The 6,836-nt window shown below is 68.7% G+C and carries 5 protein-coding genes and 1 tRNA gene; 5 read left to right on the top strand and 1 reads right to left on the bottom strand.

The genetic code is table 11. The features are described from left to right. The first annotated feature begins 2,193 nt into the window (after positions 1 to 2,193). From D7X74_RS37645 to D7X74_RS37625, 5 genes are all read left to right on the top strand, one after another. Positions 2,194 to 3,816 (top strand): Hsp70 family protein, encoded by a 1,623-nt coding sequence (locus D7X74_RS37645; protein ID WP_120537806.1) that lies wholly within the window; start codon positions 2,194 to 2,196, stop codon positions 3,814 to 3,816. A gap of 8 nt (positions 3,817 to 3,824) precedes the next feature. Continuing rightward, positions 3,825 to 4,250 carry a hypothetical protein gene (locus tag D7X74_RS37640; protein WP_120537805.1) on the top strand — a complete coding sequence of 142 codons (426 nt, stop codon included), beginning with the start codon at positions 3,825 to 3,827 and terminating at the stop codon, positions 4,248 to 4,250. A gap of 20 nt (positions 4,251 to 4,270) precedes the next feature. Continuing rightward, on the top strand, positions 4,271 to 4,555 hold the full coding sequence (locus D7X74_RS37635; protein WP_120537804.1) for a hypothetical protein: 285 nt from the start codon (positions 4,271 to 4,273) through the stop codon (positions 4,553 to 4,555). An 85-nt stretch (positions 4,556 to 4,640) separates the two neighbouring features. Further along, a tRNA-Val gene (locus tag D7X74_RS37630) sits at positions 4,641 to 4,712 on the top strand. A 242-nt stretch (positions 4,713 to 4,954) separates the two neighbouring features. Then, positions 4,955 to 5,245: a hypothetical protein gene (locus D7X74_RS37625; RefSeq protein WP_199732980.1), complete on the top strand. Its 291-nt coding sequence runs from the start codon at positions 4,955 to 4,957 to the stop codon at positions 5,243 to 5,245. A gap of 116 nt (positions 5,246 to 5,361) precedes the next feature. Here D7X74_RS37625 and D7X74_RS37620 read toward each other — a convergent pair whose 3' ends face one another. Continuing rightward, the gene (locus tag D7X74_RS37620) at positions 5,362 to 6,318 is read right to left on the bottom strand and encodes a TerC family protein (protein ID WP_370450852.1); all 957 of its coding nucleotides are present in this window, start codon (positions 6,316 to 6,318) and stop codon (positions 5,362 to 5,364) included. Positions 6,319 to 6,836 lie beyond the last annotated feature (518 nt).

Here is a 6,836-nt window from a genome sequence, read left to right as displayed (position 1 = left end):
CTACACTTATGCGATCGTCGGCAGCGTCAGATGAGTATAAGAGACAGGGCAGGGGAGGGCCCGGTGCTCGTCATCGCCGGGGCGGGCTCCGGCAAGACGCGCACGCTCACGTATCGCGTGGCGCGCATGCTGGAGCGGGGCGTTCCCCCGGACTCGCTGCTCCTGCTCACGTTCACCAACAAGGCCGCGCGCGAGATGATCCGCCGCGTGGAGGAGCTGGCCGGTGGGTTCGCGGACGTCAGCCGGCTCATGGGCGGTACCTTCCACCACGCCGCGCACATGCTGCTGCGCGAGCACGCGGGCGCGCTGGGCTTCTCCACCGCCTTCACGGTGTTGGATCGCGAGGACTCACGCGACCTGATGGCCACGTGCCTGGCCGAGCGCAAGCTGCGCAGCGACAAGCGCTTCCCGCGTCCGGACGCGCTGTTGGATCTGGTCTCGCTGGCCACGAACCTCCAGCAGCCGGTGTCCCAGGTGCTGGTGGACCGCCGTCCCCAGATGCTCCCCGTCGCGCCCGAGGTGTTCGCCACCGCCCGCCGCTTCCAGCAGCGCAAGGCGCAGATGCACCTGATGGACTACGACGACCTGCTCGCGCACCTGAAGCGGCTCTTGGAGGAGCATCCCGTCATCCGCGCGGAGCTCACGGCGCGCTTCCAGGGCGTGCTCGTGGACGAGTACCAGGACACCAACCGCCTCCAGGGCGACCTCGTGGACCTGCTCGTGGGCGAGCGCCGCAACCTCACCGTCGTGGGCGACGACTGCCAGTCCATCTACAGCTTCCGCGGCGCGGAGTTCACCAACATCATCGACTTCCCCCAGCGCTACCCTGGCTGCGGCATCTACCCGCTCACGCGCAACTACCGCTCCACGCCCCAGGTGCTGCGGATGGCCAACGCGGTCATCGCGCGCAACACGCGCCAGTTCCCCAAGGCCCTGGTGTCCGACGCCGCCCCGGGGCCGGTGCCCCAGGTGGTCCCCACCCGCGACGTGAAGGGGCAGGCCACCTTCGTCACCGAGCGCGTCCTCGCGCTGCGCGCCCAGGGCCAGCGGCTGGAGTCCATGGCCGTGCTCTACCGCGCCCACCTGCACTCGCTGGAGCTCCAGGTGGAGCTGGCGCGCAACGGCCTGCCGTTCCGGGTGCGCTCCGGGGTGCGCTTCTTCGAGCAGGCCCACATCAAGGACGCGCTCGCGCACCTGAGATGGGTGCACAACCGCACGGATGAACTGGCCTTCAAGCGGCTGGTGCGCAGGCTCTCCGGCGTGGGCTCCGCCAGCACCGAACACCTGTGGACCGCCCTGGGGGCGCTGCCCCAGGAGCTGCCCCTCCCGGAGGCACTGACGCACCCGGACGTGCTGGCCCATGTGCCGCGCAAGGCCCAGGCCGGGTTCCAGCGCTTCCAGGCCCTCTTCACCACGCTCTCCGCCGGGGGGCCGCGGGGGCCGGGGGCCCTGCTCGCGGACGTGCTCGCGGCGAGGGAGCCCACGGCGGCCTCCGACGTGGCCGACCTGCGCGCGCAGGACCTGCGCCAGCTCCAGGAGTTCGCCGAGCGCTTCGAGGACGTGCCCCGCTTCCTGTCCGACATCGCCCTGGTCGCCGAGTTCTCCGCGCAGGGGGCCCTGGACGGCGAAGCGCCGGACGACGTGCTCACCCTGTCCACGGTCCACCAGGCCAAGGGCCTGGAGTGGCGGTCCGTCTTCGTCCTGGGGCTGGTGGATGGGCGCTTCCCGCTGTCGCTCGCCACCCGGAGCCCCGAGGCCGAGGAGGAGGAGCGCCGGCTCTTCTACGTCGCCGTCACGCGGGCCCGGGAGGCGCTCTGGCTCGTGTACCCCCACACCTCGCTGCCCCGGGAGGACGGGCGCCTCCTGTTGACGCCGTCGCGCTTCCTGTCCGAGCTGCCCGTCGGTCCTGACGCGGTGTGCGAGGCGCTGCCGCCCCCGGAACCCGACGGGCTGATCCGCGTCCGGGAGCTGGGGCCGGATCCCGACCTGGAGCCCTAGGGGACGGCCCCGGAGGGCATCGGACCCGGCCCGGGCCCCGGCTGCCCGGCCAGCGACAGGGGCCCTCGGCGTGCTGCCCGGTCGGAACTACAGCCAGGGAGGAAGCATCCGCCTAGAAACGCGCACGTAACGGCACGACGTGCTAGAGAGTGAGAACGGGCGCGGCCTCCCCCTGGCGTGCGCTCGCTGAACTTCATGGCGGACAGACCACGCATCGTCGGGATTGACCTGGGCACCACCAACACCCTGGTGGCGTCCGTGCGCAACCGCATCCCGAAGATCGTCCCCACGGATCGCGGCAATCTCATCCTGCCCTCCGTGGTCGCGCTCTCCTCCAAGAACGATCTCCTGGTCGGCGGCGTCGCCAAGGACCAGATGGTGACCAACCCCAAGAACACGCTCTGGGGCACCAAGCGGCTGATCGGCCGCAAGTTCCATTCGAAGGCGGTGGACGACCTCAAGGGGTACTTCCCCTACGACATCGTGGAGGACCCCAACGGGGACGCCGCGGTGACGATGGGCGGCAAGCTGTACTCGCTGCCGCAGATCTCCAGCTTCGTGCTCTCGCAGCTGAAGACCATCGCCGAGCAGTTCCTGGGCGGCCCCATCGACGCGGCCGTCATCTCCGTCCCGGCCTACTACAACGACAACCAGCGCAATGCGGTGAAGGAAGCCGGGCGGCTGGCGGGCTTCGACGTCAAGCGCATCGTCAACGAGCCCACCGCCGCGGCGCTCGCGTACGGCTTCAACCGGGGCCTGGATCAGAAGATCCTCGTCTATGACCTGGGCGGCGGCACCTTCGACGTCAGCGTGCTGCACCTGGCCGGCAACGTCTTCGAGGTGCTCGCCACCGGCGGCGACACGTTCCTGGGCGGCGCGGACTTCGACAACCGCATCATGGAGTACGTGCTGGAGCGCTTCCGCGACGAGACCAAGGTCGACCTCGCCGAAAGCCCCATCGCGCTCCAGCGCATCAAGAACGCCGCCGAGGCGGCGAAGATCGACCTGACGCTCATCCCGAACGTCGTCATCGACCTGCCGTACATCGAGGAGCGCAAGGGCAAGCCGCTGGACCTGCGCATCCCGCTCACCCGCGACTATCTGAACAACCTCACGGGCGACCTGGTGGACCGCACCTTCGAGATCTGCGACCGCGTGCTCGCGGAGAAGGGCATCTCCCGCTCGGAGATCGACGAGATCATCCTGGTGGGCGGCCAGAGCCGCATGCCGCTGGTGCAGCAGAAGATCCAGGCCCACTTCGGCAAGGCCCCGCGCAAGGGCGTGCACCCGGACGAGTGCGTGGCCCTGGGCGCGGCGCTGCTGGGCGACTCGCTGGGCAGCATCGACGCGGTGACGCTGCTGGACGCGCTGTCCATGCCCATCGGCTACGCGATGCCCAACGGCCGCGTGAAGCGCATCATCGAGAAGAACTCGCTCATCCCGATGGTGAAGAGCTTCCGCCTGCCGCCGCCCAAGGACGCGGGCTCGCCCTTCATCGAGCTGGACATCTACCAGGGCGACAGCGACCTGATGGTGGACAACGAGTACCTGGGCACGGTGCGCGTGCCGGCCACGTCCGCGGGCCGGAAGATCGATTTCCGCCTCACCGAGGAGTGTCTGCTCCAGGTGCAGGTGGAGGACAACAGCGGCACGTTGCGCAAGGTGGACCTGGCCACGCGCGACACGCCGGAGCAGTTGAAGAAGGCACTGCAGGAAGTGGCCGCGCGCAACGCGCCGGCGGCCCCCGCCAGCAGCACCGCGTCCAATGACGACCGGGGCCTCTTCTCCAGCATCAAGAGCATCTTCCGCAGGGGGTAGGGGAAGCGATGCCGAAGTTTCCGTCGAAGGAATGGCTGGACGAGGCCGTCCGGCTCACGAACTCGGATCCCGAGTGCGCCATGGCCGGCAAGGGCTGGAAGGGCGACTTCGGGGCCATCATCGAAGCGGAGCCGGGCAAGCTGGCCAAACCCTTCGTGGTGCACGTCGTCCCCGGGGACTGCCGCATCGAGAAGGCCCGCGTCCTGTCGGATCCGGACGACCTGGAGGAGCTGGAGCCGGTGTACCTGGCGCGCGCGCCGTATTCCGTCTGGAAGCAGCTGCTGCTGGGCACGCTCGATCCGGTGGAGGCCGTGCTCAAGCGCCGCATCTCCATGCGCGGCGACCTGCAACCGCTCATCGAACGCATGCGCTACAAGGGCATCGCGGACCGCGTCTTCGCCTCCCTGAAGACCGAGTTCCCCGACGGCCCCTGAGGCCACAGGAGCGCGCACCCATGGGCATCCGGGACACGTTGAAGAAGCAGGCGCTGGGGCTCTCCGGCAAGGCCATGGAGAAGCTCATGGGCGACGAGAAGCGCGCCCTGGCGGTCGCCAATGCCATTGGCCGGGTCCAGCGCGGCAAGCAGGCGCTCGACCGGGGCCAGGACGAGGTGATGAAGGCCCTGCACTTCGCGCCCAAGAGCGAGTTCAAGGCCGTGGGCAAGCAGCTGGCGGGCCTCAAGCGCCGCCTGCGCGAGCTGGACGAGAAGTTGGAGGCGCTGTCGGAAGGGTCCTCCTAGAAATTGCGTTGACACCTACGCGGACGAATGGCACTTATCGCCGCGTCCGTTGCGCAGCGGTGGGGCGCGGCGGCACACAGCAGTCGGGCGCATAGCTCAGTGGTAGAGCACTGCCTTCACACGGCAGGGGTCGCAGGTTCAAGCCCTGCTGCGCCCACACGAAGCGAATGAGGCCGTGAGTCCTTCCAGGGCTCACGGCCTTTCGCTTTTCCACCTTCCAACACTGGTGCGCGGTCGCCGGGCAGGGGCCCGTCCGCTGCCTCACGCGCGGGGGCCTCCAGTGTCAGGTTCCGGCGCAATCGACGCGGGCGGGTCTGGGGAAAGATCCAGCCGCTGTGTCACCGTCACGGCGTGCCCAGGACATTGCGATTCACGTGGGATCAGCAGGGTCGTGCGGTCGTGAACGGCCTTCCTCCGGACGACGTGCTGGCGGACTACCTGGCCCAGGAGCTGGGCTTCGAGCCGGCCCGGGCGGAGAAGATGCTGCGCGTCCTCAACGCCGTACGACACGGCAAGCGCGAGCGCTGGGACGTCACCGGCGACGCATGGAGCCTGGAGCTGTCCCGCGCGCGGGCCTCCATCCACAGCGAGGAGACCATCCCCGGACGCTCCCAGGATCTGCCCCTGGAGGAGTTCGAGGCCGTCGTCCGCTCCTGGCTGGAGTTCATGGAGCTGTCGCGGGCGCACTGACAGACAGCGGCCCCCAGGAAAACGGCCCGAGCCCCCACGCGCATCGAGGGCCCGGGCCTGGAGCCCCACACCCCATGGGACCCACAGCTGTTGAATGTCAGGAAGGCTGAAGCGGCTCAGGCCTTGGTCGCGGACGGGAGCTTCGCGTCCGGCGCGGGCGCCTGCGGCTCATGCGGCGGCGTGTGGCGGGCCTTCACCAGCGAGGCCACGATGCTGGAGCCCAGCACCAGCGCGATGACCCCCAGCGACACCGCGGGCGACAGGTGCACCACGTCCACCAGCGCCATCTTCGCGCCCACGAAGATGAGGACGCCGGACAGGCCCACCTTCAGGTAGGTGAACTTCTCCATCGCCCCGGCCATCAGGAAGAAGAGCGAGCGCAGGCCCAGGATGGCGAAGATGTTGGACGTGAAGACGATGAACGGGTCGCGCGTCACGGCGAAGATGGCCGGGATGGAGTCCAGCGCGAAGAGCACGTCGGACGCTTCCACCAGCAGCAGCGCCATCAGGAGCGGCGTCGCCAGCTTGCGGCCGTTCTCCACCGTGAGGAAGTGCTGCCCGTCGAACTTCGGCGTGGAGGGAATCACCCGGCGGGCGGTGCGCATGAGCCAGCCGTCCTCCGGGTGCTCCTCCGCGTTGCGCTGGATGAAGAGCTTGACGCCCGTGAGGATGAGGAACGCGCCGAAGACGTAGATGAGCCAGTGGAAGCGCTCCAGCATCGCCACGCCCGCGAAGATCATCGCCGCGCGCAGCACCAGCGCGCTCAGGATGCCCCAGAAGAGCACCCGGTGCTGGTAGAGCGCCGGAATCTTCAGCGCGGAGAAGATGACGACGAAGACGAAGATGTTGTCGACGGAGAGCGACTTCTCGATGAGGTAGCCGGTGAGGAACTCCATCCCCGGCCCGGAGCCGTAGCGCCACCAGAGGACCGCGTTGAAGGTCAGCGCCAGGCTCACCCACACCGCGCTCCACGCACCGGCCTCCTTGAAGCTGATCGCGTGGGCCTTGCGGTGGAAGACGCCCAGGTCCAACGCGAGCATCGCGAAGACAAAGGCGATGAAGCCGCCCCACATGAGGGGGCTGCCGATGGTTTGTATTGAGTCCAAGGCGTCACCTGGAAAGGGGGGGCAGAAAGCCAACCCCCTTGAAATAGGAGCCAGGGGACTCTTCGGCAAATAGGGAATCCGGACGCAAAGCTTCGGGAAAAGCGAAGTATCGCGAAAGCAGGCGTGCGGAAGGCGTGGGGAGGCGGGCAATCGGGGGCCGCTACCACTGGGGCCGTGATGGGAAGTGTTCACGAACGCCAGGGTTTGCAAAAGCCCCGGCGGAGAACGCCTTCACCGGGCCACAGAGACCCGCCAGGCGCTCGGCCCCACCGTGGCACGCAAGCGCACGGAGCCAGGGCGTGGGGAAGGGGCCGCTGGCGATGGCGTCGCGGCCCCTCCCGTCTCGTGGCCCCAGCACAAGGACACCCCCTCCTGATGCGAAATCGTTTTGTCTTCACCTCCAGCACGCTGCTGCTGGCACTCCATGCTTTTGGCTGCGGCGCGAGCCCCGAACCCGAGCAGACCCCCTCCGACCAGGTCAGCTC

Source organism: Corallococcus sp. CA047B (assembly GCF_003612065.1).
GTDB lineage: Bacteria > Myxococcota > Myxococcia > Myxococcales > Myxococcaceae > Corallococcus > Corallococcus praedator.
This window is presented reverse-complemented; position numbering and strand designations above follow the sequence as displayed.

Bases quoted from the DNA above. Each gene is read 5' to 3' on its own strand.
- D7X74_RS37645 (WP_120537806.1), top strand. From the start codon at position 2,194: ATGGCGGACAGACCACGCATCGTCGGGATTGACCTGGGCACCACCAAC.
- D7X74_RS37640 (WP_120537805.1), top strand. From the start codon at position 3,825: ATGCCGAAGTTTCCGTCGAAGGAATGGCTGGACGAGGCCGTCCGGCTC.
- D7X74_RS37635 (WP_120537804.1), top strand. From the start codon at position 4,271: ATGGGCATCCGGGACACGTTGAAGAAGCAGGCGCTGGGGCTCTCCGGC.
- D7X74_RS37620 (WP_370450852.1), bottom strand. From the start codon at position 6,318: ATGTGGGGCGGCTTCATCGCCTTTGTCTTCGCGATGCTCGCGTTGGAC.